This window comes from Sphingomonas aquatilis (assembly GCF_014196115.1).
GTDB classification, from domain to species: Bacteria; Pseudomonadota; Alphaproteobacteria; order Sphingomonadales; family Sphingomonadaceae; genus Sphingomonas; species Sphingomonas aquatilis.
The window spans coordinates 367,882-394,487 of record NZ_JACIDB010000001.1; the positions used below are offsets into that span (position 1 = coordinate 367,882).

23 protein-coding genes are annotated in these 26,606 nt (G+C 67.5%); 17 read left to right on the top strand and 6 right to left on the bottom strand.

Features of this window, described 5'->3' with window-relative positions; translation table 11 throughout:
• The first annotated feature begins 5 nt into the window (after nt 1-5).
• Nucleotides 6-1,103: a glycosyltransferase family 2 protein gene (locus tag GGR47_RS01730; RefSeq protein ID WP_017977596.1), complete on the top strand. Its 1,098-nt coding sequence runs from the start codon at nt 6-8 to the stop codon at nt 1,101-1,103.
• On the opposite strand, the gene GGR47_RS01735 is transcribed toward GGR47_RS01730, so the two are convergent.
• Nucleotides 1,100-2,320 carry a phospholipid carrier-dependent glycosyltransferase gene (locus tag GGR47_RS01735; protein ID WP_147036601.1) on the bottom strand — a complete coding sequence of 407 codons (1,221 nt, stop codon included), beginning with the start codon at nt 2,318-2,320 and terminating at the stop codon, nt 1,100-1,102. The two genes, GGR47_RS01730 and GGR47_RS01735, sit on opposite strands and share 4 nt — an antisense overlap.
• A gap of 164 nt (nt 2,321-2,484) precedes the next feature.
• Between GGR47_RS01735 and GGR47_RS01740 the strand changes: the two genes are divergently transcribed.
• From GGR47_RS01740 to GGR47_RS01755, 4 genes are read left to right on the top strand one after another with little or no spacing between them, the layout of a single operon-like run.
• Nucleotides 2,485-3,690: a trans-sulfuration enzyme family protein gene (locus GGR47_RS01740; protein WP_043059852.1), complete on the top strand. Its 1,206-nt coding sequence runs from the start codon at nt 2,485-2,487 to the stop codon at nt 3,688-3,690.
• 7 nt (nt 3,691-3,697) lie between these two features.
• Nucleotides 3,698-4,096 (top strand): Co2+/Mg2+ efflux protein ApaG, encoded by a 399-nt coding sequence (apaG, locus tag GGR47_RS01745; RefSeq protein WP_043059851.1) that lies wholly within the window; start codon nt 3,698-3,700, stop codon nt 4,094-4,096.
• Nucleotides 4,093-4,881: a LysR family transcriptional regulator gene (locus GGR47_RS01750; protein WP_147036600.1), complete on the top strand. Its 789-nt coding sequence runs from the start codon at nt 4,093-4,095 to the stop codon at nt 4,879-4,881. The genes apaG and GGR47_RS01750 overlap by 4 nt, the downstream gene beginning before the upstream one ends.
• Nucleotides 4,878-5,393 (top strand): GNAT family N-acetyltransferase, encoded by a 516-nt coding sequence (locus tag GGR47_RS01755; protein WP_147036599.1) that lies wholly within the window; start codon nt 4,878-4,880, stop codon nt 5,391-5,393. The genes GGR47_RS01750 and GGR47_RS01755 overlap by 4 nt, the downstream gene beginning before the upstream one ends.
• On the opposite strand, the gene GGR47_RS01760 is transcribed toward GGR47_RS01755, so the two are convergent.
• The gene (locus GGR47_RS01760; RefSeq protein ID WP_147036598.1) at nt 5,371-6,705 is read right to left on the bottom strand and encodes a serine hydrolase; all 1,335 of its coding nucleotides are present in this window, start codon (nt 6,703-6,705) and stop codon (nt 5,371-5,373) included. The genes GGR47_RS01755 and GGR47_RS01760 overlap by 23 nt on opposite strands.
• A complete protein-coding gene (locus GGR47_RS01765; protein ID WP_017977603.1) occupies nt 6,663-7,517 on the bottom strand; it encodes an ABC transporter permease in 855 nt (284 codons plus the stop codon). Before GGR47_RS01765 ends, GGR47_RS01760 begins: the two co-directional genes overlap by 43 nt.
• Nucleotides 7,518-7,583: 66 nt before the next feature.
• Between GGR47_RS01765 and GGR47_RS01770 the strand changes: the two genes are divergently transcribed.
• Nucleotides 7,584-8,288, top strand: coding sequence for a GcrA family cell cycle regulator (locus GGR47_RS01770; RefSeq protein WP_063687627.1), 705 nt, complete (start codon nt 7,584-7,586; stop codon nt 8,286-8,288).
• Between the two features lie 329 nt (nt 8,289-8,617).
• Here the strand turns inward: GGR47_RS01770 and GGR47_RS01775 are convergent, their stop codons facing one another.
• Nucleotides 8,618-9,451 (bottom strand): outer membrane protein, encoded by an 834-nt coding sequence (locus GGR47_RS01775; RefSeq protein ID WP_063687629.1) that lies wholly within the window; start codon nt 9,449-9,451, stop codon nt 8,618-8,620.
• 181 nt (nt 9,452-9,632) lie between these two features.
• Here GGR47_RS01775 and parE point away from each other — a divergent pair, with 181 nt between their 5' ends.
• The 5 genes from parE (at nt 9,633) to GGR47_RS01800 (ending at nt 16,508) form a co-directional block, all read left to right on the top strand.
• Complete coding sequence (parE, locus tag GGR47_RS01780; protein ID WP_043059846.1) at nt 9,633-11,615, top strand: DNA topoisomerase IV subunit B; 1,983 nt, start codon at nt 9,633-9,635, stop codon at nt 11,613-11,615.
• Between the two features lie 63 nt (nt 11,616-11,678).
• Complete coding sequence (locus GGR47_RS01785; RefSeq protein WP_244305286.1) at nt 11,679-12,824, top strand: hypothetical protein; 1,146 nt, start codon at nt 11,679-11,681, stop codon at nt 12,822-12,824.
• A gap of 110 nt (nt 12,825-12,934) precedes the next feature.
• Nucleotides 12,935-14,131: an aspartate aminotransferase family protein gene (locus tag GGR47_RS01790; RefSeq protein ID WP_147037288.1), complete on the top strand. Its 1,197-nt coding sequence runs from the start codon at nt 12,935-12,937 to the stop codon at nt 14,129-14,131.
• A gap of 146 nt (nt 14,132-14,277) precedes the next feature.
• Nucleotides 14,278-15,195: an ornithine carbamoyltransferase gene (argF, locus tag GGR47_RS01795; protein WP_147035744.1), complete on the top strand. Its 918-nt coding sequence runs from the start codon at nt 14,278-14,280 to the stop codon at nt 15,193-15,195.
• A 98-nt stretch (nt 15,196-15,293) separates the two neighbouring features.
• On the top strand, nt 15,294-16,508 hold the full coding sequence (locus tag GGR47_RS01800) for a M20 metallopeptidase family protein (protein WP_147035743.1): 1,215 nt from the start codon (nt 15,294-15,296) through the stop codon (nt 16,506-16,508).
• Nucleotides 16,509-16,644: 136 nt separating this feature from the next.
• Here the strand turns inward: GGR47_RS01800 and GGR47_RS01805 are convergent, their stop codons facing one another.
• Complete coding sequence (locus tag GGR47_RS01805) at nt 16,645-17,610, bottom strand: isopenicillin N synthase family dioxygenase (protein ID WP_147035742.1); 966 nt, start codon at nt 17,608-17,610, stop codon at nt 16,645-16,647.
• A gap of 342 nt (nt 17,611-17,952) precedes the next feature.
• Between GGR47_RS01805 and GGR47_RS01810 the strand changes: the two genes are divergently transcribed.
• From GGR47_RS01810 to mtnP, 6 genes are all read left to right on the top strand, one after another.
• Nucleotides 17,953-19,092: a M23 family metallopeptidase gene (locus GGR47_RS01810; RefSeq protein WP_241769102.1), complete on the top strand. Its 1,140-nt coding sequence runs from the start codon at nt 17,953-17,955 to the stop codon at nt 19,090-19,092.
• Between the two features lie 253 nt (nt 19,093-19,345).
• On the top strand, nt 19,346-19,678 hold the full coding sequence (gene erpA / locus GGR47_RS01815; RefSeq protein ID WP_017977613.1) for an iron-sulfur cluster insertion protein ErpA: 333 nt from the start codon (nt 19,346-19,348) through the stop codon (nt 19,676-19,678).
• A gap of 4 nt (nt 19,679-19,682) precedes the next feature.
• On the top strand, nt 19,683-20,453 hold the full coding sequence (gene xth, locus GGR47_RS01820; RefSeq protein ID WP_147035741.1) for an exodeoxyribonuclease III: 771 nt from the start codon (nt 19,683-19,685) through the stop codon (nt 20,451-20,453).
• Nucleotides 20,450-21,244, top strand: coding sequence for a transporter (locus GGR47_RS01825; RefSeq protein WP_147035740.1), 795 nt, complete (start codon nt 20,450-20,452; stop codon nt 21,242-21,244). Before xth ends, GGR47_RS01825 begins: the two co-directional genes overlap by 4 nt.
• 195 nt (nt 21,245-21,439) lie before the next feature.
• Nucleotides 21,440-22,831, top strand: a complete 1,392-nt coding sequence (locus tag GGR47_RS01830; RefSeq protein ID WP_017977616.1) for an amino acid permease — start codon at nt 21,440-21,442, stop codon at nt 22,829-22,831.
• Nucleotides 22,828-23,685 (top strand): S-methyl-5'-thioadenosine phosphorylase, encoded by an 858-nt coding sequence (gene mtnP / locus GGR47_RS01835; protein ID WP_147035739.1) that lies wholly within the window; start codon nt 22,828-22,830, stop codon nt 23,683-23,685. The genes GGR47_RS01830 and mtnP overlap by 4 nt, the downstream gene beginning before the upstream one ends.
• 202 nt (nt 23,686-23,887) lie before the next feature.
• Here the strand turns inward: mtnP and acnA are convergent, their stop codons facing one another.
• Nucleotides 23,888-26,575 carry an aconitate hydratase AcnA gene (acnA, locus tag GGR47_RS01840; protein WP_147035738.1) on the bottom strand — a complete coding sequence of 896 codons (2,688 nt, stop codon included), beginning with the start codon at nt 26,573-26,575 and terminating at the stop codon, nt 23,888-23,890.
• Nucleotides 26,576-26,606: the final 31 nt, after the last annotated feature.

A 26,606-nucleotide genomic window follows, 5' to 3' on the forward strand; every position in this document is an offset into this window, starting at 1 on the left:
CGCGCATGAGCACGCTCCTCGAGATCGCGGTCGTCATCCCGACCTTCAACGAGCGCGCCAACGTGCCGACGCTGATCGCGCGGCTCGACCAGGCGCTGGCCGGGCGGCGCTGGGAGGCGATCTTCGTCGACGACGACAGCCCGGACGGCACCGCCGACGTGGCGCGCGAGCTGGCGCGGATCGATTCGCGCGTGCGGGTGATCCACCGTATCGGCCGGCGCGGCCTGTCGTCGGCGTGTATCGAGGGGATGTGCGCGACGGCGGCGCCGGTGGTCGCGGTGATCGACGGCGATTTGCAGCATGACGAAACGCTGCTGCCCAAGATGCTCGACCTGTTGCAGGCGGACGAGGCGCTCGACGTGGTGGTCGGATCGCGTTTCGTCGATGGCGGCGGCACGGGCGACTGGGACCGCGATCGCGTCGCCAAGTCGGCGTTCGCGACCAAGCTGTCGCGCCGGGTGCTGAAGGGCGACCTCAGCGATCCGATGAGCGGGTTTTTCGCGATCCGCACCGCGGTGGTGCGCGAACTGGTGCCCGACCTGTCGGCGATCGGCTTCAAGATCCTGCTCGATTTGATGACGACGAGCACGCGGCCGCTGAACTTCGCCGAGCTGCCCTATACGTTCCGGGTGCGGACGGAGGGCGAATCGAAGCTCGATCACGTCGTCGCCATGGAATATCTGATCGCGCTGTACGACCGGATGTTCGGCCGGTTCGTGCCGGTGCGCTTCGCGATGTTTTCCGGCATCGGCGTGCTGGGCGTGGGCGTGCATATGAGTGTGCTGGGCGTCGCCATGCTGGCCGGTGCCGACTTCCTGTTCGCGCAGATCCTGGGCGCGGTGGCGGCAATGACGTTCAACTTCGCGCTCAACAATGCGCTGACCTATCGCGATCGGCGCTTGAAGGGATTCCGCCAACTGCTCGACGGCTGGGTGTCGTTCTGCGTCGTCTGTTCGGTGGGGCTGGTGGCGAATGTCGGCATCGCCGCCTTCGTCCATGATTTCCGCAACGGCGGGGCGGCGGCGTCGGCGCTGATCGGCATCTTGGTGGGCGCGGTGTGGAATTATGCCCTGTCGTCGAAGTTCGTCTGGGGCCGCTATTAGATCCAGCTCTTCAGCCACATCCACCCGTGGAACGAGTCCGCCCCCTTGAGCGGCGTCGCGGCGAGGATGGGGTAGAAGTGGACGAACAGCACCGCGGCGGCTGCGAGGATGGCCTCGTCCCAATAGCGCAGGCGCGCGCGCCAATGGTCGAAGGCGGCGGCGATGACAACGCACAGCCAGATGCTGGACAGATAGTAATAATAGAAGAAGCCCAGCGACTTGGGGATCAGCGCCCACATCGCGACGCTGGCGATCCACAGCAGCGCGACGCCGCCGGCGCGGACGTTGCCGCGCACCCAGGCGTACAGGCAGGCAAGGACGGCGATCAGCCCGCCCCACATCGCCACCGGATTGCCGAGCAGCAAAATGCCGCGCTGCGCGCCGTCGACGGGTTCGTACAGATACCAGACCGGCCGCCAGTCGAACGCCCAGGTCCACCAGGCGGACTGATAGGGGTGGGGCGGTAAAACCTGCGTCTGACGCGCGTACATGTCGAGCTGGAAGGGAAGCAGCGTCGACAGCGTGAGCGGTTGCGTCCGGTAGAGGAACGCCGGCCAGAAGGTGAGCGCGTAGGTGAGCGCGGCGACCACGCCGAGCGCGGCGAGGGCTGCGAGCGGGTGGAGGCGCGGTTGCGTGCGGTGCGCTAGCAGGAAGGCGAGGCCTGCAAAGCCGATATAGGGCAGCGCGGTCCATTTCGTGCCGACTGCGAGGCCGAGCAGCACCGCGCCGGCGATCCAGCGCCGCCAGGCCTGCCCGCGCGTCTGTGCCTGCATCGCCCAGAGCAGGGTCGCGACGCCAGTGACGACGAAGGCCGCCATATAGCCATCGAGCATCGCGGTGCGCGCCTGCACGAAGACGGTGAAGTTGAGGATGGCCAGCGTCGCGCCGATGCCGGCGGTGCGGACGCGGCCGAACAGCAGATACAGGATCGCGAAGACGCCGACGACCACGGCGGTTGCCGCTAGCGTCGAACCGATCCGCCAACCGAGCGGATCGTCGCCGAACAGCGCCATGCCGGCGGCGATCAGCGTCTTGCCGAGCAGCGGGTGTTCGATGTTCACCGGCCCGCCAAGGTCACGCAGCATGCGCGCGGCGGGGACGTAATGCACCTCGTCGAACACCAACGTGTGCGGCGTCGTGAGCCGCCAGCTGAACAGCAGTTGCGCGATCAGGCCGAGGCCGAGCGCGGCGGGCAGGGGGCGGTGGAACAGGCGCACCAGGGGCTTGTCGGGGCAAGCGGGCGGGTTGGCAAGCGGGTGCTGTCCGTGTCCACCCGTCACCCCCGGACTCGTTCCGGCGTGACGGGGTGGGCGGGGCGGCCGTCTCGCGCAACCGTACCCTGCCCTTGCACCCCCCGTCCGTGTCCGGCAAAGCGGGCGGCATGAAGCGCAAGGCAGGTCAGGACCGTTCGATCACCGCCAATTGGCGCCCCGCGACGCTGGCCGTCCGTGGCGGCACGGCCCGCAGCGAATATGGCGAGACGAGCGAGGCGCTGTTCCTCACCTCGGGCTATACCTACGACAAGGCGGGCGACGCCGCGGCGCGCTTTGCCGGCGAGCAGGAGGGGATGACCTATTCCCGCCTGCAGAACCCGACGGTCGAGATGCTGGAACAGCGGATCGCGCTGCTGGAAGGTGCCGAGGCGTGCCGGACGATGGCTTCGGGCATGGCGGCGATGACCGCGGTGCTGCTGTGCCAGTTGCAGGCGGGCGATCATCTGGTCGGCGGGCGCGCGGCGTTCGGATCGTGCCGCTGGCTGACCGATACGTTGCTACCCAAGTTCGGCATCCAGACCACGATCGTCGATGCACGCGATCCGCAGCAATTCCTCGACGCGGTGCGGCCCGAGACGAAGGTGTTCTTCTTCGAAACGCCGGCGAATCCGACGATGGACGTGGTCGACATCCGCGCCGTCTGCGCCATTGCGCGGGAACGCGGCATCACGACCGTGGTCGACAATGCCTTCGCCACGCCCGCGTTGCAGCGCCCGATGGACATGGGCGCGGACGTCACCGCCTATTCCGCGACCAAGATGATGGATGGGCAGGGCCGCGTGCTCGCCGGCGCGGTGTGCGGGACCGAGGATTTCATCACCAACACGCTGCTGCCCTTCACGCGCAACACCGGCCCGACGCTGTCGGCGTTCAACGCCTGGGTAGTGCTGAAGGGGCTGGAGACGCTGGACCTGCGCATCACGCGGCAGGCAGAGAGCGCGCTGACGGTCGGCCGCTTCCTGGAAGCCCGCGTGCCGAAGATCCTACACCCGGGCCTGCCGAGCCATCCGCAGCACGCGCTCGCGATGAGCCAGATGCGCGCGACCGGCCCGATCTTCGCGTTCGAGGTCGCCGACCGCACCCAGGCGCACGGGCTGCTCGACGCGCTGGCGCTGATCGATATCTCGAACAACATCGGCGATTCGCGCTCGCTGATGACGCACCCGGCCTCCACCACGCATGCCGGCGTGTCGGCGGAGACGCGTGCCGAGATGGGCGTGACGGAGGGCATGCTGCGGCTGAACGTCGGCCTCGAAGACCCGCAGGACCTGATCGACGACCTCGACCAGGCGTTGCGCGCGGTCGGGCTGTAGGGCGCGCATGAAGCAGTTGTTCCCCCATGCCGCGACCACCGATGGCGTGACCGTGCGCGTCGCGGTCAGCTATCTGCCCGAACAGTCGGAGCCGCAGCGCGGGCGTTGGTTCTGGGCCTATCACATCCGGATCGAGAATGAGTCGGACCGCACGATCCAGCTGCTGACGCGCCACTGGATCATCACCGACGGCCGCGGCGCGCGCCATTCGGTGGAGGGCGAGGGCGTCGTCGGCGAACAGCCGGTGATCGCGCCGGGCGGGAGCTTCGATTACGTGTCGGGTTGCCCGCTGCAAACGCCGAGCGGCGCGATGCAGGGGAGTTACAGGCTGATCGACGAGGCTGGGCAGGCGTTCGACGCGTCGATCCCCAGGTTTGCGCTGCTGGCGCCGGCGGTCGAGACGTGAAGCGCACACACCTTCCCCTCAACGGCCTGCGCGTGCTGGATGCGGCGGCGCGGCACCTGAGCTTCACGCGCGCGGCGGACGAGCTGGCGGTGACGCCGGCCGCTGTCGGCCAGCAGATCCGCGCGCTGGAGGATACGCTGGGCGTCGTGCTGTTCCGCCGCACGACGCGCGGACTGGAGCTGACGCCGGAGGCGGAGGCGGGGCTGCCGGCGCTGCGTGACGGCTTCCTGCAATTCGAGGAAGCGGTGCGTGCGATGCAGGCGGGGCAATCGTCCAAGTCGCTGACCATCGCCGCGCCGCGCGACCTGACCGAGAAATGGCTGATGCCGCGCCTTGCCGAAGTGGCGCAGGCGGATACGGAGCTGCGCTTCGTGCTGCTCGCTGCCGATGACACCGGCGATTTCACCGAGGCGAACCTCGACCTGGCGATCCGCTGGGGCGAAGGGCCGGGCGAGCATGAGGGCGAGGCACTCGAGTCGGAGGGTATGGTGACGGTGGCGGCGCCGGGCGGCGGGGACGCGGCCATCGGCTGGCCGGGTGCGCCGGGTGGTGACGGTGCGGCATTGGTGAAGGTCGCCGATGCGGGGCTCGCGATCGATGCGGCGGTGGCGGGACTGGGGCGCGCGACGGTGCCCGAACTGCTCGCGGCGCGGGCGATCGCGGCGGGGCAATTGGTGACGATCGGCGAGGCGCAACCGTCGCGTATGGGCTATTGGGTGGTCGCACCGCTGCCGCAATGGCGGCAGGCGAAGGTGAAGGCGCTGGTCGACGCGCTGACCGCGTGACGCCGACGCTGCATAGCGCGCGGCTGACGCTCAGTCCGCGCGTGGCGAACGATGCCGAGGCGCTATTTCCGACCATGGCGGATGCCGAGGCGATGCGCTGGTGGTCCTATCCGCCATTCACGCAGGTCGAGGATTTGCGCGCCCATTTCGCCGAGGCACATCCCGACTGGCGAGCCTGGGCGGTGACGTGGCGCGGCGAGGATCGGGCGATCGGCTTCGTCGCGGCAGGGCAGCGCCGGACTGGCGTGTCGGAGATCGGCTATCTGTTCGACCGCGCCACGTGGGGACAGGGTGTCGCGCGCGAGGCGTTGGGCGCGATGCTCGACCAGCTGTTCGCCGAGGGGCAGCGGCGGGTGTTTGCCGACATCGACCCCGACAATGCGCCGTCGATCGGGCTGGTCGAGCGGCTGGGCTTCGTGCTGGAGGGCCGCCTGCGCGCCGAGTGGGAGACTCACATCGGCGTGCGCGATACGCTGATCTACGGCCTGCTCAGGGACGAGTGGCGGGCGTAGCAACCAGCGCCAGCGCACGCGATACCAAGGCGACGAAGGCGGCATCGTCGACGCCTGCGTCCGGGCGGTGCCAGTCGCCGACCACTGCATACCAGCGTCCGTCCCGTGCCTGCGCCAGCAGGTTGAGCGTGATCACCCCCGGCTCCGACCCGCCCTTGAACCCGACATAGCGGAAGCGTGCCGCGGTGGCGGGGTCGATGCCCGGATTGATGCCCATGATGCCGCGCACCACCGGTCCCGCATCGCGCAGGTGGGCGAGCAGGCGCGCCATGTCGCGGGGCGATGCGAACCATTCGACGCTGGCGTTGGCGATCGGACCCGAAGAGAACATCAGCGGGTCGATGCGCTGGGTCGCGATTGCGGAGGCCTGCGCGGCGAGGAGGGTGCGGCGGCCGGCGGCGTCAGCGCCCTTCCATGCGGCGATCCGCGTAGGGTCAGCCTTGATCGCGAACGCCTCGCGCGTGGTCAGCACCGGCACGCTGCCGCCGAAACGCGCGGCCATGGCGTCGACCTCCTTGCGGCCCAGCACGCCGATCAACGTGTCGGCGGCGGTATTGTCGCTGATCGAGATCATCAGCGTCGCCAGCGTTTGGAGCGTCACCGGCGTCGCCGCGGGCCAGGCTTGCAGGATGCCGGAGGGGAGGGACGGTGCGGCAATTGGCACCACCTCGTCCCAGCGATGCTTGCCCGTGGCGACCTGCCGCGCGGTTTCGGCGAGCACCCACAATTTGAACGCGGAGCCGAGCGGGGCGGGCTGGGTGTCGCGGACCGCCAGCACGGGCGTCGGCGTCGCGCCGTCCAGTGCGTAGATGCCGAGCCGTGTCGTGCCGGGCAGCGCCGACAGGTCCTTTTCGATCGTCGCCGTGCTGTCGTCGCTGCGGGTGGTGCCCGTAATGCGCAACCCGGTGATCGCATGGGGCGCGGCGGGATCGATCGCGATCAGCATCGTCGCGGTGCCGCGTTCGTAGCCGACCAGCATTTGCGCGGCGTAGCGGCCTTTCGGGGTCAGCGTCGCGATCCGCTGCGGAGCCCCCAGCGAGTCGCGCAACTGCGCGGTGAGCGCCTGCCACTGGCCCAGCGGCACGGCCTGACGAAAGGCGGGGGCGAACAGCGTGTCATATCCCGGACCGCCGTTCAGCACGGGCAGCAGCGCCTCCGCCTGCGCGCGCACTGCCGGATCGGCATCAGCCGCGACGGGAGCCGCGGCGGGCGGCGGCGTCTGGGCGCTCGCCGCGACGGGCGCGAGGCAGCCCAGCGCCAGCGCGACGATCAGTTCTTGAGCTTCCAGCCTTTTCGCAAGAGCACGTAGCATGTCACCCCCAGCACGACGTCCACCGCCAATATCGCGATGCTGCCGACCATGATGGGCGAATCGGCGGTGCCAAGGAAGCCGTATCGGAAGCCCGAAATGATATAGAAGAAGGGGTTGGCGTGGCTGAACGCGCGGAACGCGGGGGCCAGGCGATCGACCGAGTAGAAGGTGCCCGACAGCAGCGACAGCGGCGCGATCACGAAATTGGTGACCGCGGCGGCATGGTCGAACTTCTCCGCCCAGATCGACGTCAGCACGCCGAGGAACGACAGGAAGGCCGCGCCGAGGAAGCCGAACCACAGGATCGCGAGCGGGTGCGCCGGCGTCACATGGACACCCGGATACAGCGCCATTGCGCACCAGCAGATGAAGCCGACGAGGAACGCGCGTGTCATCGCGCCGCCGACGAGCGCCGCGAGCAGCTCCGCGGTCGACAGCGGCGGTTGCAAATAATCGACGATCGTCCCCTGAATCTTGCCGACCAGCAGCGAAAAGCTGGCATTGGCGAAGGCGGGGCCCATCATCCCCTGGCTGATGATGAGGCCGGGCGCGATGAAATCGGCGAAGGGGACGATGGTGCCGCCGACCTGGACCGGGCTTTTCGCGCCGGTCGCGATGGTAAAGACGATCAGGAACAGCAGGGTCGTGATCGCTGGTGCCCATACCGTCTGGAGCTGCACCTTGAAGAACCGGCGCACCTCCTTCACATAGAGGGTCTTCAGGCCGCCCCAATTCACGTTCCGGATCACCGGCACACCGGGTGCGGACCGGATCGCCGATTGGATTTCGCCGATTGGGGGCTGGCTGCTCATGAGCGAAGCGGGTAATCGCCTGCGCAGCCGCCCGCAACCCGGCTGTGAGAATATAGGGAAGTACGAATGTCCTGGACCGACGAGCGGATCGACACGCTCAAGACGATGTGGGAAGCGGGCCAGACCGCCAGCCAGATCGCCGAGGCGCTGGGTGGCGTCAGCCGCAACGCCGTGATCGGCAAGGCGCATCGCCTGGGGTTGCAGTCGCGCCCGTCGCCGGTGAAGCCGAACGAGCCCGCCGCGGCCCCCGCACCGGTGCCGGCCGCGCCCGAGCCCGAACCCGTCGTCGCGGCGCCGCCCGCTCCGCCGCCCCCCGCGCCGAAGCCGACGCCGGCGCCCGAGCCGGTGGTCGCCGCCGCGGATGTGCGCGACGACGAAGACGAGGATGACGACGATACGGATGCGGTCGTCGCCGCGCCGCGTCGCGAGCCGCAGCCGATCCTGCGCTCGGTCGGCCCCGGTGGTTTCGTGCGCCAGTCGCCCGGCGAGCAGCAACCGCCCGCCACGCCCGCGCCGCCGCGCCGGCTGGTGCCGGCCAAGCCTTCGCCCGAGATCGCGGGCAAGACGACGCTGCTCGACCTCAACGACCGCATCTGCAAGTGGCCGCTGGGCCATCCGGGCGAACCGGATTTCCACTTCTGCGGCGAGAAGGTGAACCCGGGCTTCCCTTATTGCGTCGAACATTGCGGCCATGCCTATCAGGCGCAGCTGCCGCGCCGCGACCGCCGTCCGCCCCCGCCGATGCCGTTCGGCGGCCCGCGCGTCCGCTGAGGCCAAGCCTCAGCGACGCGGCCAAAAGGCCGCCCGGCCGGCGCGGCCAAAAGCCGCGTCCGACGTCATGGGCTTTGCCCATGACGGGCCTGGTTTAGTGCTCTTCCGTCTACTCCACGCCCGTTCGCCCTGAGCCTGTCGAAGGGCGGGGCGCCCCGAGTGATGGCCTCGCATCTGAAAGCTGTGCTTCGACAAGCTCAGCACGAACGGAGGTGGGTAGGTCCGCCGCGGCGAAGCCGCGTCGTCAGTCGTGTCCGCTGGTGCGGCACGCTGGCCGGGCTTGGGCGAGTCCTGAGCCATGCCGGGCATGGCTCAGGCCGCCCTGCGCCTTAGAAGCGGAACGCGGCTGTTGCGCGCAGCGAATGCCAGCGGAACTGCGTGTCCGAGCGGCGGAAGTCCGTGGTCGTTCCGCCCAGCACGAACGGATTCGTCGTCGGCGCGGCGCCCTGCGTCACCCGCACGCGCGCATCGTCGTCGCGATACTGGTGGTAGGTGTATTCCATGCCGATCGAGAAGTTCTTGCCGAGCTTCTGTTCGATACCGCCGCCGCCGACGATGCCCCACTGGTTGCGCTTGCCGAACTGGCTGAAGGCATTGGCGGTGTTGGTGGTCGTGAATTCGCGATCGATCCGCGCATAGCCCGGTCCGAACGTACCGTAGAACAGCGTTGTGCCCGGTGCGTAGCCGACGCGGCCGCGAATGCTCGCTTCCCAATCCAGCTTGCGGGTCATGACGTAATTGGCGGGCGTCGTCGAAAAGGCGCTGACGCTGTCGGTGATCTCGCTCTTGCCGAATTCGCCGACCGCACCGATCACGATGTTGCCGCGCTGCGAGTCCATGCCGATCCGCCCATAGTACGACCAGCCGTCGCGATCGTTGGCGCAGCCGCCGGGCGTCGGCGTCGCGCCGCGCGCACGGCCGTTGCAGAAGCCGGGCGAGAAGGCGTTGGCGCCCGCCGCGGTCGACACCGTATCGCCGAAGCTGCCGTTCGACCCGCGATCGAACAGGATGCGCGAGCCGACGTCGTTCGGCTGGACGTCATAGCCGCCGGCAGCACCGATATAGATGCCGCTGAATGGCGTATCGTCGGTCATCTCCTGCGCCTGCGCGGCGGTGGTGAAGGATGCCGCGGCAAGCGCGCCGGCGACCAGAATAGAACGCATATGTTTCTCCCGACAGACGTGACAGTCGGGCAAGGAACGTCCGCTCCGACGGAAAATATGCGTCAGATCAACCAAATCGCGGTAGTGTGGCTTTTGTGCATCAGCTTAGAAATATTCGAGCAACATGCGTCGCTCGCGCAATACTGGCATCGCCTGCGATGTTCCCTTATGGTTCCGCCTGATGGCCCAGGATTTGTTCGCTTCGTCCGCTACCCCCGCCAACAGCTATGACGCTTCGTCGATCGAGGTGCTCGAGGGGCTGGAGCCGGTTCGCCGCCGCCCCGGCATGTATGTCGGCGGTACGGACGAACGTGCGTTGCACCACCTCGCCGCCGAAGTGCTCGACAATGCGATGGACGAGGCGGTCGCGGGCCATGCGACGCGGATCGAGGTGACGCTGGAGCCCGGCAATCGGCTGACGATCGTCGACAATGGTCGCGGCATTCCCGTCGACCCGCATCCCAAGTTTCCCGACAAGAGCGCGCTGGAGGTGATCCTGTCGACGCTGCATTCGGGCGGCAAGTTCGCCGGCAAGGCCTATGCGACCAGCGGCGGCCTGCACGGTGTCGGCGTCTCGGTGGTCAACGCGCTGTCGAGCGACACGGTGGTCGAGGTGGCGCGTGACCGCCAGCTGTACCGCCAGCGCTTCAGCCGCGGGCAGACGCTGGGGCCGCTGGAACATGTCGGTGCAGCGCCCAATCGCCGCGGCACCTCGGTCGCGTTCACGCCGGATGTCGAGATTTTCGGGCCCGAGCTCGGCTTCAAGCCCAAGCGGCTGCACCAGCTCGTCCGCTCCAAGGCGTATCTGTTCGCGGGCGTCGAAATCCGCTGGCATTGCGCGCCCGAACTGGTCGAGGGCAGCGATACGCCGGCCGAGGCGGTGTTCCAATTCCCGGGCGGTCTCGCCGATCATCTGCGCGAACAGATCGGCGGTCGCGAATGCGCGACGGCCGATTTCTTTGCGGGGCGGCAGGATTTTCCGGGCGAAGCTGGGCGTGTCGAATGGGCGGTCGCCTGGCCGCTGTGGAGCGACGGCAGCTATAGCTGGTATTGCAACACGATCCCGACGCCCGACGGCGGCACGCATGAACAGGGCCTGCGCCAGGCGCTGGTCCGGGGCTTGCGCGCGTTCGGCGAGCTGGTGAACCAGAAGAAGGCCAAGGACATCACCGCCGACGACGTGATGGTCGGCAGCGAGCTGATGCTCAGCGTCTTCATCCGCGATCCGCAATTCCAGAGCCAGACCAAGGATCGCCTTACGTCGCCGGAGGCGGCCGGCCTCGTCGAAAAGGCGGTGCGCGATCATTTCGATCATTGGCTGGGCCACAATATGGAGCGGGGCAAGGCGCTGCTGGGCTATGTCCTGGACCGGATGGACGAGCGCCTGCGCCGCAAGGCGGAGCGCGAGGTCAAGCGCAAGACCGCGACCAGCGCACGCAAATTGCGCCTGCCCGGCAAACTGACCGACTGCGCCGCCGACTCGCCGGAAGGCACCGAGCTGTTCATCGTCGAAGGCGACTCGGCCGGCGGCTCGGCCAAGCAGGCGCGTGATCGCAAGACGCAGGCGATCCTGCCGATCCGCGGCAAGATCCTGAACGTTGCCAGCGCGACGAGTGCGAAGATCGTCGCGAACCAGGAAATCGCCGATCTGATCCAGGCGCTTGGCTGCGGCACGCGCAAGGACTGCGACGCCAGCCAGCTGCGCTACGAACGCATCGTCATCATGACCGACGCGGACGTCGACGGCGCGCATATCGCGACGCTGCTGATGACGTTCTTCTTCCAAGAAATGCCGGATCTTGTGCGACGTGGGCATTTGTATCTCGCGCAGCCGCCGCTCTATCGCCTGACCGTCGGCGCCAAGTCCCTGTACGCCCGTGACGACGCCCATCGCGCCGAGCTGGAACGCACCGCGTTCAAGGGCAAGAAGGTCGATGTCGCGCGCTTCAAGGGGCTTGGCGAAATGAACCCCGGCCAGCTGCGCGAAACGACGATGGACCCCAACACGCGCAGCCTGATCCGCGTGACGCTGCCGCAGGAATATGAAGAACGCGCAGGGGTGAAGGACTTGGTCGACCGGTTGATGGGCAACAATCCGGCGCACCGCTTTGCGTTCATTCAGGAAAACGCGGCGCGGATGGACGAAGAGGCGATCGACGCGTAAGCGCTGGACGAGCGCCTAATCCTCGCTCATGTTACGGGGGGTGCGGCGTTCGGAGTTGAAATCATGATCGGATGGGCGTTTCTATTACAGGCGGCGGCTGCCACGGCGCCCGCTCCACCGCCCGAAAGTGACATTATCGTCGTGGCGCGTAACGTTGCGGGGGCGAAGCGAGCACTGGACGCCTGCATCGCGCGGCAATGTCCTCCCAATGAAGAGATTAAGGCCGCGCTGGTCTATGCGACACGGCAGTTCTTGGCGGGGGACTATGCTTCATCCCGGCAGACATTACTAGAGACCCGTCATCGTACGGCGAAATTCGACGCGAAATATCCGATGGAGGTCTCCGACCTGCATCGAGCGCTGAACAGCCTCGCTAATCTGGGTGGTCGACCTGATTCGGCTAGGCTTTCAGCATTGGATGCGACAGATGCGCTGAAGGCGGGATTGTCGCCGGACGATCCCCTAATTTTGCTTCAGCGTCTCGATACTGCCGGGCAGTTTGCGAAGGAGGGGCGGATTATCGCGGCCCGCCAGATCCTCGATGATGTCGCATCGAAGGCACATAAGAAGGGCTATTACGGTGTCGAGGCACAGGCGCTGTTCCGCGGCGCGGCGCTGTACGCCGCCTTGGCCAACGCCAACCCGGATTATCAGGGTACGGCTAAGCTATGGCGCAATCGGATTGCCAAGCGGACCGAGTCCGAGTTTGCAGAGTATCGCGAAGCCCTAGGATTATTAGATACGCAGATCGCGGCATTGAACGCCAAGCCTCGTGATCGGGAACGCATAGTCGCCAACGCCAAGCCCGTCACCGGGGACGAAGTAGTGTTGCTCAGTGAACCCGAAGCACGGTTTACGGCATCCGAGAACGGATTGAATGGCAAGGATGGCGGCAATACCGATCCCGAATGGGCGGATGTCGCATTCTGGGTGCGGGCAGATGGGTCCGTCGCGGACGTCGATGTCGTGGGGCGGTCGAAGAGCCCGCCGGGGTCCTGGCTTGCGCGGAAGTTGAAAGCGGTGGCCGGCCGGCGATATGCACCGCTCAAGGGCACGACGGACAGTCGGGGTGTGTACAAAGTTGAGCGTTATTCGATGGTGTATCCGCTCGGCACAGCGACAGGTGCTCGCATACCGATCCGATCCGGCAGGGGGCAGTTGGAGACAACGGATATCACCGCAGCGTATCGTCACCCGCCTGCGAGTTAGCCAAACGACCCGTTGCGGCGAGTTGACCCCGCCCTCCCCCGTCCGGTAGTAGGGCTAAGGGCGGCCAGCACAGGCCGCCCTTTCTCGTTGAAGAGAAGAGGAGACCTTCCGTGACCATTACGCCGCTCATGCCCGTTTACCCACGGTGCGGGGTGCGTCCGGTCCGAGGGGAGGGGTGCTATCTGATCTCCGAAAATGGGGATCGCTATCTGGATATGGCGGCGGGGATCGCGGTCAATGCGCTGGGGCATGGCCACCCGCATCTGGTGAAGGCGATCGCCGAGCAGGCGGCGACGCTGATGCATGTCAGCAACCTTTACGGCAGCCCCCAGGGCGAGGCGCTGGCGGAGCGGATCGTCGCGCACAGTTTTGCCGATACGGTGTTCTTCACCAATTCGGGCACCGAAGCCGTCGAGTGCGCAATCAAGACCGCGCGGCGCTATCACTTCGCCAACGGCAATCCGCAGCGGCACACGATCATCACCTTCAACAACGCCTTCCACGGGCGGACGATGGGGGCGATTTCGGCGACCAATCAGCCCAAGATGCGCGACGGGTTCGAGCCGCTGCTGCCCGGTTTCGCCTATGCGCCATTCAACGACCTGGAGGCGGCGCTCGCGCTGGTCGACGAGAACACCGCCGGCTTCATGGTCGAAACGATCCAGGGTGAGGGCGGCGTGTCGGTGAGCACGCCTGAGTTCATTCAAGGCCTGCGCAAGGCGTGCGACGAACACGGACTGCTGCTGATCCTGGACGAGGTGCAATGCGGCTATGGTCGTACCGGCAAGATGTGGGCCTATGAGCATTACGGCATCGAGCCGGACATCATGTCGGTCGCCAAGGGTATCGGCGGCGGCTTCCCGCTCGGCGCGTGCCTCGCCACCGAAGAGGCGGCGAAGGGCATGGTGATCGGCACGCATGGATCGACCTATGGCGGCAACCCGCTCGCCGTGGCGGCGGGGCAGGCGGTGCTCGACGTGATGCTGGAGGAGGGCTTCCTCGAGAACGTCACGACGATGGGCGAGCGGCTGCGCGGTGCGCTGGAGCAGATGATACCCAACCACGACCACGTCTTCGAAGGCGTGCGCGGCAAGGGGCTGATGCTGGGCCTGAAGCTGAAGGCTGGGCTCGAGCCGCGCGAGTTCGTCGCGCATGCGCGCGACAATCACAATCTGCTGCTGGTCGCGGCGGGCGAGAATGTCGTGCGCATGCTGCCGCCGCTGGTGATTGAGGATGCGCATATCGCCGAGTGCATCGACAAGCTCAGTGCGGCGGCGCGCGTGTTCGCACCGGCGAGCGACGATTGATGATTTCTCCCCCGTCAGGGGGAGGTGGCACCGCGCATGCGGTGACGGAGGGGGAGGACGGCGGGGGCTGCGTTTGGGGAAGCGCCCCCTCCACCACGGCCTGTCGGCCGCGGTCCCCCTCCCCCGCTGCGCGAGGGAGGACTAAAATGCGTCATTTCCTGAATCTTACCGATGCCGGCGCCGATGGCGTTGCCGCGATGCTCGACGATGCGATGAGCCGCAAGGCGGCGCGGGCCGGCTGGCCTAAGGGGCGCGTCGATGCTGACGCACCGCTGGCCGGTCATGTGCTGGCGATGATCTTCGAAAAGAATTCGACGCGCACGCGGGTCAGCTTCGACATGGCGATCCGCCAGCTGGGGGGCACGTCGATCGTAATGGATGCCGGCAGCATGCAGCTCGGCCGCGGTGAGAGCATCGCGGATACCGCGCGCGTGCTGTCGGGCTATGTTGATGCCATCATGATCCGCACCGATGATCATGCCAAGGTCGAGGATATGGCGCGCCATGCCAGCGTGCCGGTGATCAACGGCCTGACCGACGCGTCGCACCCGTGCCAGATCATGGCCGACCTGCAGACGATCCTGGAGGACGGCAAGGCGCTGCCCGGGCTGAAGGTCGCGTGGCTGGGCGATGGCAACAACGTGCTTGCCTCGATCATGGAGGCGGCGGGGCTGATGCAGTTCGACGTCGTTGCGGCCTGTCCGCAGGGCTATCAGCCCAGCGAAGCGGACGTCGCGCTGGGCAAGGGCCGCGCGCGCGTCGTCGGCACCGCGGCCGAGGCGGTCGAGGGCGCGGACGTGATCGTCACCGATACCTGGATCTCGATGGGCCAGGCGCATGCCGACACCAAGCTTGCCGCGATGATGCCGTTCCAGGTCGACGAGGCGCTGATGGCGCGCGCCAAGCCCGACGCGCGCTTCCTCCACTGCCTGCCCGCGCACCGCGGCGAGGAAGTGGTCGATGCGGTGATCGACGGGCCGCAGTCGCTGATCTGGCGCGAGGCGGAGAACCGGTTGCACGCGCAAAAGGCGGTGCTGCGCTGGGTGTTCGGGCAGATCGGCTGAAGTCTGTGGGGGCGGTTCCGCCGCGCGCCGTGCCGCCCCGCACCTCGACAAAACGGCTCCCGAGGCGCACGATGTGCCTCAAGTAACGGAGCCTATTCATGTCCCTAGACGAGACGTTTGCCACCGACTGGGCCGCTGCGGGCGAAGCGGGGCTGGACGATACGATCGCATTGCGCCGCGCGATCCATGCCGAGCCGGAGGTCGGGCTGCACTGCCCGCTGACCACCGCGAAGATCAAGGCGGCGCTCGCCGGTCTGCCGCTGGACATCCACGACAGCACGTCCACCACCGGCTTCATCGCCATCCTGAAGGGGCAGGCGGGCGATAACGGCCGCACCGTGCTGCTGCGCGGCGATATGGACGCGCTGCCGATGCAGGAGGAGACGGGGCTGCCCTTCGCCAGCACGATCCCCGGCCGCATGCACGCCTGCGGGCACGATTCGCACACCGCGATGCTGGTCGGCGCGGCCAAGGCTTTGTGCGCGCGCCGCGAGAGCCTGCCGGGCACGATCGTCTTCATGTTCCAGCCGGGCGAGGAGGGCTATCACGGCGCCCGCTTCATGATCGACGACGGGCTGCTCGCCATCGCCAAGCCCGATGCGGCGTTCGCGCTGCACATCACGCCCAATGCGCCAGCGGGCGTGGTCGTGACGCGCGGCGGGCCGATCATGGCGTCGGCGGACACGATCCACGCGACGATTCGTGGTGCCGGTGGCCATGCGGCGATGCCGCACGATTGCATCGATCCGATCCCCGTCGCCTGCGAGATCGTCACCGCGCTCCAGACCTTCATCGCGCGACGTATTCCCGTCACCGATCCGGCGGTGCTGTCGGTGACGAAGATCGAGGCCGGATCGGCGCACAATATCGTGCCGGGCGAGGTGACGATGCTCGGTACGCTGCGCACCCTGTCGGAAGGCACGCGGGCGACGATGCAGGCGGCGTTCCAGCGCATTGCGGAGCATATCGCCGCCGCACATGGCGCGACCGCGGAAACGCGGATCGAGGCGGGCTATCCAGTGACGGTCAACGACCCGCGCGGTGCGGCGCTGATCGAGGGCGTGGCGGGTACGCTCGGCCAGCCGTTCGCGGCGATGCCGCAGCCGATGATGGGCGCGGAGGACTTTTCGTACGTGCTGCGCGAGACGCCCGGCGCCTTCGCCTTCATCGGCGTTGCGCCGGTGGGCAGCGACCCCGCGACCAATCCGCCGCTGCACAATACGCGGATGACGATCGAGGAATCGGTGATGGCGAAGGGCGTGGCGATGCACTGTGCGATCGCGACGCGGTTCTTGGAGAATGGGTTCGATTGAGGGCAGGCAGGCTCTTAGCCTTTACCCGTCACCCCGGCCGAAGAGCCGGGGTCCCGCTTCTGTCCGGCCGTGGTGAAAAGCGGGACCCCGGGTCGAGCCCGGGGTGCCGCGGTGGGGGTGGCCACCCCTTACGCGATCACTTCTTGATGAGGCCGATCTCGACCAGCCGCTCGTGCAGGTAATCGTGCGCGGTGATCGGCGTGGGGTAACGGTTCGGCCGGTCCGCGGTGATCGTCTGCGGTAGCGTCTCGATCAGGAAATCGGGCGCGGGGTGCAGGAAGAAGGGCATCGAATAGCGCGAATGGCCACGGCGTTCGACCGGCGGGTTGACGACGCGGTGCGTGGTCGACGGCAGGACGTGGTTGGTCAGGCGCTGCAGCATGTCGCCGACGTTGACGACCATCGCGCCTTCGGGCGGCTTGATCGCCAGCCAGTCCCCGGTGTTCTTGTCGAGCAGTTCGAGGCCCGCTTCCTCGGCGCCGAGCAGCAGGGTGATGAGGTTGATGTCCTCATGCGCGCCGGCGCGCACGCCCTCCGCATCGGCGGGGATGGGGGGATAGTGGAGCAGGCGCAACACGCTGTTGCCGTCCTTCACCGCCGGATCGAACCAGTCGGGGGCAAGGCCCAGATGGCGCGCGATCGCGGAGAGCAATTTGTCGCCCGCACGATCGAAGGCGGTGAACAGTTCGAGGAACGTGTCCTTGAACCCCTCAGGCCGCGCCGGCCAGATGTTGGGCGCCATGCTGTCGGCGTAGCGATGCCCCGCCGGCAGGTCGCGACCGATGTGCCAGAATTCCTTGAGGTCGACGTGCTTGGCGTCCTTGGCGATCTCCGTCTTGAACGGGGTGTAGCCGCGCGCGCCGCCACCGCCCGCGACGAAATAGTCGCGCTTTTCCGCCTCGGGCAGCGCGAACAACGCCTCGGTTTCGGACCAGGCACGGTCGATCAGGTCCTGCGGGATGCCGTGGTCGGCGACGATCGCGAAGCCGAATCGTTCGAACGATTCGCCGAAGGCCTTGGCGAAGCCGTCGGGGTCGCGCGCCTGGTCGGCGAGGCTGAGCGTCGGAACCTGTGCGTCCAGCGCGGTTGGGGTGTCGAGCATAAGGGCCATCCGTTTGATCAGGCGAGCGATATAGGACGCCGCGCCGACCGCGTCACGCCCGCATGTCACGCGCCTGTCATGGTGCGAACGACCGGGGATCGACGGCGATCGCACGGTCATGATGAACGGCCGCGTAACCTCATATCATCGGCTCGGCGCGCGCGTCAGCCGGTTGATCGCGGGAGCCATGTCCTATGGGTTGTGGATGCGCATCGATTGCAGGCAGAGACTGCGCGTCTGGGGCGCGGTGGGGCTGCGAATCACGACGATTGGATTACGGCCGGACCCGGTCCCCCGGGTTGCGGCGCATCGCACTGGGGTCTGATGAACAGCTTCGTTTCCATGAGCGCTCGACTCGGTAACCGCATCCGTTCGCTTTTCGTCGCACGCGACGTCCTGTTTCACGATGGCAACGCGCTGCGCCGCGTCAGCCTGACCGGCCGTCGTCAGGCGACGCTCGCCGCAGCAGCGACGCTGACTTTGGGGTTTTCGGGCTATGGCGCGGCACAGGCGGCGCAGCTGGTCGTCGCCCCCGCGCATGATACGCGCGTTGCGGGCATGGAGCACCGGCTCGACGCGATGCAGGCCCGCGTGTCGCACATCCGTGACGTCGCCCGCCTCCATGCCGAGCGGATCGAGCAGCGCCAGGCGCTGATCACCGCGGCGCTGACCGGCAAGGGCGACGAGGCCGAACTGGCGCTCGCGACGCTCGCGATCGATCCCACCGCCGATCGCCTCGCCGCCGATGTCGTCAAGCCGCTGGTGAAGGTGGAAGGGCGCCAGGCCCAGCTCGCCGACGCGGCGCAGAAGGTGGTGGACCAGCGCCTCGCCAAGGCGAATGCGACGCTGAAGACGCTCGGTGTCGCCAGCCGCGTGAACGCCAAGGCGATGGGCGGCCCGATGCTGGAGGCCAATGGCGCGGAGGCGCAGGCGGACCTGAAGGCCGATGCGCAGTTCCGCACGCTGTTCCAGAGCTGGAAGAAGCTCGACACGCTGCAGCAGGGGGCGATCGCCATTCCGTCGGTGCAGCCGGTGCAGCACCTGCAGTTCACCAGCAACTTCGGCATCCGCTCCGACCCGTTCCGCGGCACCGCGGCGATGCATGCGGGCGTCGACATCCCCGGTCCGGTCGGCACGCCGATCTATGCCACCGCCGATGGTATCGTCGATCATGCCGGCCGCCAGGGCGGTTACGGCAATCTGGTCGAGATCAACCACGGCAAGGGCATCGCGACCCGCTATGGCCATCTGTCGAAGATCCTCGTCGCCGATGGCGCGCGCGTGACGCGCGGCCAGCTGATCGCGCTGATGGGGTCGACCGGCCGCTCGACTGGCCCGCACCTGCATTATGAAGTCCGTATCGACGGCCATGCGGTGAACCCGGTGCCGTTCCTGACCACCGCCGATTACCTGCTCGCCGCGCAGGACCGTGCGGTCCATGCGATCCCGGTGTCGACCGACGGTCCTGCCGCGCAGGATTAAAGGTTTCTGAGGGCGCCGCCGTCCCTCCCACGGCGTCATCCCCGCGCAGGCGGGGATCCAGACGCGCTACCGCCAGCGGGATTCAGCAGCGTCGTGGTTATGGATTCCCGCCTGCGCGGGAATGACGGATGTACGGGGTAGATTAGCCCACGAGACACCCGTGTCCGTGAATCCCGTCCCTCGCACGGATGATGCCGCAGGGACGACGGGCTAACCGGTTGCCCCACTCGCCCGCCGCGCCTATCTCGGCGGCATGACCCAGCCCGACATCGCCCTCACCCCCGCTGCCGCCGCGCGCGTCGCGGCGATTGCGGGCAAGCAGAACAAGCCTGCCATCCTGCGCCTGTCGGTCGATGGCGGCGGCTGTTCGGGGTTCCAGTACAAGTTCGGATTCGCCGACGCGCCCGAGGGGGACGACACGATTGCGGAGACGGATGGCGTCCGTCTGGTCGTCGACAGCATCAGCCTTGACCTCGTGCGCGGCTGTCAGGTCGATTACGTCGAATCGCTGGGCGGTGCGGCGTTCCGCGTCGACAATCCCAATGCGGCGTCGGGTTGCGGCTGCGGCTCCAGCTTCGCGGTCTGAGGTGGTGAAGCTCGTCACCTATAACGTCAACGGCATCAAGGCGCGGTTGCCGCGGCTGATCGAGTATCTGACCGAACAGCAACCCGACGTCGTCTGCTTGCAGGAGCTGAAGACCACCGACGATACCTTCCCGATCGCCGATATCGAGGCGGCGGGCTATGGCGCGGTGTGGCATGGGCAGAAGGGGTTCAACGGTGTCGCCGTGCTCGCCAAGGGGCAGACCCCGATCGAAACGCAGCGCGGCCTCGACGGCGAACCCGAAGACGAGCACAGTCGTTACCTGGAATGCGCGGTCGACGGCCTGATCGTCGCGTCGATCTATCTGCCCAACGGCAATCCGCAGCCCGGACCCAAGTTCGACTATAAATTGCGCTGGATGGAGCGGCTTGCCAGCCGCGCGCGCGCGCTGCTGGAGGCCGAGGTGCCGACGGTGTTGATGGGCGATTACAACGTCATCCCCAACGACGACGACACCTTCTCGGTCCGCGCGATGGCGAACGACGCGCTTATGCAGCCCGAAAGCCGCGCCGCCTACCGCCGGTTGCTGGCGCAGGGGTGGACCGATGCGTTGCGCACGCGCCAGCCCAAGGGCGGGGTGTGGACCTTCTGGGACTATCAGGCCGGAGCCTGGCAGCGCGACGCGGGATTCCGGATCGATCACCTGCTACTCAGCCCGCAGGCGGCGGACCGGTTGCAGGACGCCGGCGTCGACAAGGACTATCGCGGCCGCGAAAAGGCGAGCGATCACGCACCCACCTGGGTACGACTGTCGTGAGGCGCAGCGCGGCGGCGCTGCTCGCGCTCGCCGCCGCGACGCCGGCCGCGGCGCAGGAACGGGAGTTCTGTCCGGAGCGACCGGGCCTCGAAACACAGGCCTGCATCGTCGATCGCGGGCGCGTGACCATCGAAATGAGCCTGGTCGACTGGACACGCGATCGGCAGAGCGACAGCGTGACCGATACGATCCTGGTCGGCGACACCCTGGTCCGCGTCGGCGTGACCGATCGGCTGGAGGTGCGCGCAGGCTGGCAGCCGTTCGGCTATGAGCGGACGCGCGATGCCGCGACCGGCGATATCGACCGGGCGAATCGCGTCGGTGACGCGGTGATCGGGCTGAAGGCGTCGCTGCTGCATCCCGACGGCAAGGGCCTGTCGATCGCGATCCTGCCATCGGTGACGCTACCGGTCGGGCGGCAGCCGATCGGCGCCGGCCGCGCGCAGCCGAGCCTGCTGCTGCCGCTGTCGTACGACGTGTCCGACACGGTCGAGATCGCCATTACACCGGCGATCCGGGCATTGGCGAACGAGGACGCGGGCGGCCAGCACGTGCGCTATGGCGCTGCGGCGGGCGTGACGGTGAAGCTCAGCGAGGCGGTGTTGGTCGGCGCGGATGCGTCGCTCGCGCGCGATCAGGACCCGCGCGATCACACGACCCGCGCACGCGCCGCGATGACGCTGGCGTGGCAGCCGAAGGACGATTGGCAGCTCGACACGTCGGCGATTGCCGGGCTCAATCGCGACACGCCGGACGTGCAGCTGATCGCGGGCGTGGCGCGGCGGTTTTAACCGCTTTACTCTTCCACCTCCGTTCGCCCTGAGCCTGTCGAAGGGCGGGTGCCTCAGGCGTGACGCACGTGGAAGCCCGCCCTTCGACAGGCTCAGGGCGAACGGAGGTGTGGAGGCGAAGGGGCTCTTGCCCATACCTACCCACGCCCCGACCAACCGCCTATACCCCGGTCCGATAACGACAAAGGGGAAGATATGAGCCTGTTCCGCCGCAAGACGATCCAGCCACAGCCGCCGGGCCAACAGCTCGCGCGCACGCTGGGCTGGCCGCATCTGGTGGCGCTGGGCGTCGGCGCGATCGTCGGCACCGGCATCCTGACGCTGATCGGCGTCGGCGCGGATCGGGCGGGGCCGGCGGTGATCCTGTCGTTCGTCGTCGCCGGAGCGATCTGCGCCTGCGCGGCGCTCTGCTATGCGGAGATGGCGACGATGATCCCCGCGTCGGGGTCGGCCTATACCTATAGCTATGCGGTGCTGGGCGAGGTGATCGCCTGGGTCGTCGGCTGGAGCCTGATCCTCGAATATTCGCTGGTCGTCTCGACCGTCGCGGTCGGCTGGTCGGGCTATGCCGTCGGGTTCCTGAAGGGGCTCGGCATCGTCGTGCCCAATGCGCTCGCCAATGGGCCGGGCCTCGGCGGCGTGGTCAACCTGCCGGCGGTGGGGATCATTGCGGTGGTTGCCGGGCTGCTGATGCTCGGCACGCGGGAAAGCGCGCGGATCAACACCGCGCTGGTCGTGTTGAAGATCGTGACGCTCGCGCTGTTCGTCGCGGTGGCGCTGCCGCACTTTGACGTGGCCAATCTGCACCCGTTCGCCCCATTCGGCTATGGTAGCCCTGAGCACGCCAACGGCGTGAAATATGGCGTGATGGGCGCTGCGGCGATCATCTTCTTCGCCTTCTACGGCTTCGACGCCATCTCGACCGCAGCGGAGGAGGCGAAAAACCCCGAGCGCGATCTGGCGATCGGCATTGTCGGATCGATGATCGCCTGCACCGCCATCTATATGATCGTCGCCGCCGTGGCGGTGGGGGCGCTCAGCTACACGCGCTTCGGCTCCAGCCCGGAACCGCTGGCGCTGATCCTGCGGGAGATCGATCAGGGCGGTATCGCGACGATCGTTGCGGCGGCGGCGGCGGTCGCGCTGCCGACGGTGCTGCTCGCCTTCCTGTACGGGCAGAGCCGCATCTTTCTGGTCATGGCGCGCGACGGCTTCCTGCCGCAGAGCCTGGCGAAGGTATCGAAGCGCGGAACGCCGGCGCGCATCACCGCGATGACCGCGGTGTTCGTCGCCGCGATCGCCGGTCTGGCGCCGCTCGACGTCATCGCCAGCCTCGCCAATGCGGGGACGTTGTGTGCCTTCGTCGCGGTCGCCGCCTGCGTGCTGGTGCTGCGCCGCCGCGACCCCGCCGCGCGCCGGCCGTTCCGCACGCCGCTCGCCTGGGTCGTCGCGCCGCTCGCGATCCTCGGCTGCTGCTATCTGTTCACCAGCCTGCAGGTGGTGACGCAGATCGCCTTCCTCGGCTGGAACGCCTTCGGCCTGCTCGTCTATTTCCTCTATGCGCGCGGTCGGGCGCAGATCGCGTGAGCGGCTGGCATATCGGCATCATCGGCGGGTCGGGACTGTACGACGACGCCGGGATCGAGGATGGCCGCTGGGTCGAGGTGGCGACGCCTTGGGGGCCGCCGTCGGACGCGATCTTCACCGGGCGCGTCGGCGCGGCGCGCGTGTCGTTCCTGCCGCGGCATGGCCGGGGGCATCGGATTAGCCCCGACGCCCTCAACGCCCGCGCCAATATCGATGCGCTGAAGCGGCTCGGCGTCACCGACGCGCTGGCGGTGTCGTCGGTCGGCTCACTGGTGGAGGAGCGGCCGCCGGGTAGCTTCACGATCGTCGATCAATTCATCGACCGGACGAAGGGGCGCGTGTCGAGTTTCTTCGGCACCGGCTGCGTCGCGCATGTCTCGATGGCCGTTCCGGTCTGCCCGCGGCTGTCGGCGCTGGTCGCAGACGCGGCGGGGGCGGGCGTGGATCGCGGCGGCACCTATCTGGCGATGGAGGGGCCGCAATTCTCGACGCGGGCGGAAAGCCTGCTCTACCGGCAATGGGGCTGCCATGTGATCGGCATGACCGCGATGCCCGAGGCCAAGCTCGCCCGTGAGGCGGAGCTGCCCTATGCGCTGGTCGGCATGGTGACGGACTACGACTGCTGGCGCGAGAACGAGGCGGCGGTCGATGTGACGCAGGTGCTGGCGCAGCTGTCCGCCAATGCGGCGAAGGCGCGCGACATGGTGCTGGCCTTGCTGCACTCACTGCCGGCCGAGCGGGCGGCGTCGCCGATCGATACGTGTCTGGATGCGGCGATCATCACCGCGAAGAGCGCGCGCGATCCGGCGCTGGTGGCGAAGCTGGACGCGGTGGCGGGGCGAGCACTCGCCTAACCCCCTCCGTCACCCCGGACTTGTTCCGGGGTCCACCGGGCCGCGGGGGGACGGCAAGAGACACTGGCCATCCCCCTCGCCGCGGAGTGGACCCCGGACCAAGTCCGGGGTGACGGCGAGATTGGGGCGATCTTCTTGCCCAACAAAAAAGGGGAGGGGCCTTGCGGCGCCTCCCCTTTTCTATTCCGGGAAACGAGCCCCCTTACGCGGCCAGCTTGCGCAGCACGTACTGGAGGATGCCGCCGTTGAGGAAATATTCCAGCTCGTTGACGGTATCGATGCGGCAACGCGTCTCGAACGTCTCGGTGCTGCCGTCGGCGCGCTTCAGCGTCACTTCGACGGTCTGACGCGGGCGCAGGTCGGCGACGCCGGTGATCGTAAACGTCTCGGTGCCGTCCAGCTTCAGCGTCTGGCGGGTCACGCCATCGGCGAACTGGAGCGGCAGCACGCCCATGCCGACCAGGTTCGAACGGTGGATACGCTCGAAGCTTTCGGTGATGACCGCGCGGACGCCGAGCAGGTTGGTGCCCTTTGCCGCCCAGTCGCGCGACGAGCCGGTGCCATATTCCTTGCCCGCGACGACGACGAGCGGCGTGCCGTCCGCCTTGTGGCGCATCGCGGCGTCGTAGATCGGCATCACTTCGCCGTCATACTGGGTCATGCCGCCTTCGACGCCCGGCACCATTTCGTTCTTGATGCGGATGTTGGCGAAGGTGCCGCGGACCATGACATGGTCGTTGCCGCGGCGCGCGCCGTAGCTGTTGAAGTCCTTGCGCGCGACCTGACGCTCGGTCAGCCACTGGCCGGCCGGGCTGTCCGCCTTGATCGAGCCCGCCGGGCTGATGTGGTCGGTGGTGATCGAATCGCCCAGGATCGCGAGCGGCTTCGCCTCGATGATGTCGTGGACCGGCTTCGGGGTCATTTCCATGCCCTCGAAATACGGCGGGTTGGCGACATAGGTCGACGCCGCTGGCCAGGCGTAGGTGGCCGAGCCGGTCACGTCGATCTCACGCCACTTGGCGTCGCCGGCATAGACGTTGCCGTAGCGGCTGCGGAACATCTCATCGTCGATATTCGCCGCCATCGTGTCGGCGACTTCCTGGTTGGTCGGCCACACGTCCTTCAGGAACACGTCCTGGCCGTCCTTGCCCTTGCCGAGCGGGGTTTCGACCATGTCCTCGGTCACAGTGCCCTTCAGTGCATAAGCGACGACGAGCGGCGGCGAGGCGAGGAAGTTGGCGCGCACGTCGGGCGAGACGCGGCCTTCGAAGTTGCGGTTGCCCGACAGCACCGAGGCGGCGACGAGGTCGTTCTCGTTGATCGCGGCGCTGATCGGACCCGGCAGCGGACCCGAATTGCCGATGCAGGTGGTGCAGCCGTAACCGACGAGGTTGAAGCCGATCGCGTCGAGGTCGGCGGTGAGGCCGGCCTTGTTAAGGTAGTCGGTGACGACCTGCGAACCGGGCGCCAGCGACGTCTTGACCCAGGGCTTGGGCTTCAGGCCCAGCGCGTTCGCCTTGCGGGCGACAAGGCCGGCGGCGACCAGCACCGACGGGTTCGAGGTGTTGGTGCAGCTGGTGATCGCCGCGATCACGACGTCGCCGTCGCCGATGTCATGGCCGCGCTCGGCGACGTCGACACGCTTCGGGCTGGTCTTGCTGTACAGCTTGGTGAGGTCGCCGTTGAACACGTCGTCGACATTGCCGAGGCTGACCCGGTCCTGCGGGCGCTTCGGGCCGGCGAGCGACGCGGTGACGGTGCCCATGTCCAGCTCCAGCGTGTCGGTGAACACGGGGTCGGCGGCATCGTCGTGGCGCCAGAAGCCGTTCGCCTTGGCATAGGCTTCGGTCAGCGCGATGGTTTCTTCGGGGCGCGCGGTGAGGCGCATGTATTCGATCGTCTTGTCGTCGATCGGGAAGAAACCACACGTTGCGCCATATTCGGGCGCCATGTTGGCGATCGTCGCGCGGTCGGCGAGCGTCATCGACGACAGGCCGGGGCCGTAGAATTCGACGAAGCGGCCGACGACGCCCTTGGCGCGCAGCATCTGCGTGACGGTGAGCACGAGGTCGGTGGCGGTGATGCCTTCCTTCAGCGCGCCGGTCAGCTTGAAGCCGACGACTTCCGGGATCAGCATCGACACCGGCTGGCCAAGCATCGCCGCTTCCGCCTCGATGCCGCCGACGCCCCAGCCGAGCACGCCCAGGCCGTTGACCATGGTGGTGTGGCTGTCGGTGCCGACGAGCGTGTCCGGGTAGGCGATCGCCGCCGAACCGCTGGCATGATCGCCCATTTCGGTCGACGACCAGATCGCCTGGCTGACGTATTCCAGGTTCACCTGGTGGCAGATGCCGGTGCCCGGCGGCACGACCTGGAAGTTGTCGAGCGCCTTGGAGCCCCACTTCAGGAATTCGTAGCGCTCGCCGTTGCGCTGATATTCCAGGTCGACGTTATCCTCGAACGCCTGCGGCGTGCCGAATTCGTCGACCATGACCGAATGGTCGATGACGAGGTGGACGGGGACCTGCGGGTTGATCTTGGCTGCGTCGCCGCCAAGCTTGGTGATCGCGTCGCGCATCGCGGCAAGGTCGACGACGCAAGGCACGCCGGTGAAATCCTGCATCAGCACGCGCGCAGGGCGATACTGGATCTCGCGGTCCGAGCGGCGCTCGTTCTGCCAGTCGACGATCGCCTTCACGTCCTCTTCGGTGACGGTCTTGCCGTCTTCGAAGCGGAGCATGTTTTCGAGCAGCACCTTCATCGAGAAGGGCAGACGGCTGATGTCGCCGTACTTTTCGGCCGCCTTCGCAAGGCTGTAGTAATCGTAGGTCTTGCCCGCGACGTCGAGCGTCGTGCGGGTCTTCAGGCTGTCCTGGCCGATGGCGGTCATTATGGTCCCTTCAATTTGGCTCGAGGGCGCT

Bases quoted from the DNA above. Each gene is read 5' to 3' on its own strand.
- GGR47_RS01810 (WP_241769102.1), top strand. From the start codon at position 17,953: ATGAGCGCTCGACTCGGTAACCGCATCCGTTCGCTTTTCGTCGCACGC.
- GGR47_RS01760 (WP_147036598.1), bottom strand. From the start codon at position 6,705: ATGCTACGTGCTCTTGCGAAAAGGCTGGAAGCTCAAGAACTGATCGTC.
- GGR47_RS01775 (WP_063687629.1), bottom strand. From the start codon at position 9,451: ATGCGTTCTATTCTGGTCGCCGGCGCGCTTGCCGCGGCATCCTTCACC.
- GGR47_RS01785 (WP_244305286.1), top strand. From the start codon at position 11,679: ATGATCGGATGGGCGTTTCTATTACAGGCGGCGGCTGCCACGGCGCCC.
- GGR47_RS01830 (WP_017977616.1), top strand. From the start codon at position 21,440: ATGAGCCTGTTCCGCCGCAAGACGATCCAGCCACAGCCGCCGGGCCAA.
- acnA (WP_147035738.1), bottom strand. From the start codon at position 26,575: ATGACCGCCATCGGCCAGGACAGCCTGAAGACCCGCACGACGCTCGAC.
- GGR47_RS01730 (WP_017977596.1), top strand. From the start codon at position 6: ATGAGCACGCTCCTCGAGATCGCGGTCGTCATCCCGACCTTCAACGAG.
- GGR47_RS01800 (WP_147035743.1), top strand. From the start codon at position 15,294: ATGTCCCTAGACGAGACGTTTGCCACCGACTGGGCCGCTGCGGGCGAA.
- GGR47_RS01765 (WP_017977603.1), bottom strand. From the start codon at position 7,517: ATGAGCAGCCAGCCCCCAATCGGCGAAATCCAATCGGCGATCCGGTCC.
- GGR47_RS01740 (WP_043059852.1), top strand. From the start codon at position 2,485: ATGAAGCGCAAGGCAGGTCAGGACCGTTCGATCACCGCCAATTGGCGC.
- apaG (WP_043059851.1), top strand. From the start codon at position 3,698: ATGAAGCAGTTGTTCCCCCATGCCGCGACCACCGATGGCGTGACCGTG.
- GGR47_RS01805 (WP_147035742.1), bottom strand. From the start codon at position 17,610: ATGCTCGACACCCCAACCGCGCTGGACGCACAGGTTCCGACGCTCAGC.
- parE (WP_043059846.1), top strand. From the start codon at position 9,633: ATGGCCCAGGATTTGTTCGCTTCGTCCGCTACCCCCGCCAACAGCTAT.
- erpA (WP_017977613.1), top strand. From the start codon at position 19,346: ATGACCCAGCCCGACATCGCCCTCACCCCCGCTGCCGCCGCGCGCGTC.
- argF (WP_147035744.1), top strand. From the start codon at position 14,278: ATGCGTCATTTCCTGAATCTTACCGATGCCGGCGCCGATGGCGTTGCC.
- GGR47_RS01770 (WP_063687627.1), top strand. From the start codon at position 7,584: ATGTCCTGGACCGACGAGCGGATCGACACGCTCAAGACGATGTGGGAA.